General features: G+C 73.9%; 2 protein-coding genes. Both read left to right on the forward strand.

Features of this window, described 5'->3' with window-relative positions:
* Window positions 1-224 precede the first annotated feature (224 nt).
* On the forward strand, window positions 225-1,151 hold the full coding sequence (locus tag ACWJ6R_RS36355) for a hypothetical protein (protein WP_449066550.1): 927 nt from the start codon (window positions 225-227) through the stop codon (window positions 1,149-1,151).
* 44 nt (window positions 1,152-1,195) lie between these two features.
* Window positions 1,196-1,377: ATP-binding protein (locus ACWJ6R_RS36360; RefSeq protein WP_449066551.1), on the forward strand; the 182-nt coding region annotated here is incomplete at its 3' end.

Raw genomic sequence — 1,377 nt, forward strand, 5'->3', positions numbered from 1 at the left:
CGCCCGGCGCGCGGCCGGTCCCGTGTCCGCCTTCGGCACGCCGTCGGCCACCAGGGACCGCGGCGGCCGTCGCGTTCGAACCATCGCACCGAGCGACCATGCAACAACTGCACATTTGGGTGATTCGTGAATGATGCGCCAGCGCGTCACGTTCACGAAGTGGACATATGGCCACTATGCGCAATGTCATTCGGGCAATCACCACCGTCCTATCGCTCACCGTGATGACCGCTTCTCCCCCGGCCGCCGCGGCTCCGGCTCCCCGGTCGTTCCGGAGCCCCGCCCCGGCCGCCGTCGCGCCGCCGTCGACCGGGACGCGCACCGCGCCCGCGCCGGCGGGCACCCGGGCGATGTGGCTGTGGAACTCCGCCACCGCGGTCCCGGCCGACGTGCTGGCCTGGGCCCGCGACCAGGACGTGAAGGAGATCTTCGCCTACGCCCCCGCCACCCTGCCCGCCGATTCCGCCCGGCTGAACCGGATGCGCGAGCTCAAGCGCGGCGCCGACGCCGCCGGCATCCGCCTGACCGCCCTGGGCGGAGAACCGGAATGGGCCACCGACCACGCCGCGGCGCGCGCCTGGCAGCGCGCGGTGCTGGGCACCGGGCTGTTCGCCGGCAGCCACGTCGACGTGGAGCCCTACGCGCTGCCCGCGTGGCAGAGCGGCCAGGCCTCGCTGGCGCAGTCCTTCGTGCGGATGCTGCAGGTGCTGCAGGCCGACAGCACCCTGCCGCTGGAGGCCGACGTGCCGTTCTGGTACGGCGAGATCCCGCTGGGCACCGGCACCACGCTGGCCGATCGGGTGCTGGCGCAGGTGGACGCCGTCACCGTCATGAGCTACCGCGACACCGCCACCGGGCCCAACTCGATGACCGACATCGCCGCCGACATGCTCACCCGCGGGGCCGCCGCGGGCAGACCGGTCCGGCTGGGCGCCGAGACCGCTCCCCTGGACGACTGCCCGCACTGCACCTTCGCCGGAGAGCCCGGCGCACATGACCACGGTGCTGGCAGCGGTGGACACGGCCGTCGCCGCGTATTCGGCGTTCAGCGGCATCGCCGTCCACCACTACGACTCCTGGCGCACCATGGCCGCCTGACCGGCCCCCGGAAGGCGGGCCGCCCGGCGTCGCGCGGTTCCGCGAGGACCTGAAACCCGCTCTTCTCATTCATGACATCCGCGCGTAACACTGAGGCATGTTCTCCCCGCCCTCCGCCGCCCCCGCCGTCCCCCTCCGCGGCAGGGACGCGGAGCTGGCCGCACTGCGCCGGCTGCTCGACGACGCCCGCCGCGGGGCGGGCGGTGCCGTACTCGTGCTGGGCGCCCCGGGAACGGGCAAGTCCGCGCTCCTCGACTCCGCCGCCGGCTTCACGGACGC

It is taken from the genome of Planomonospora algeriensis (assembly GCF_977012225.1).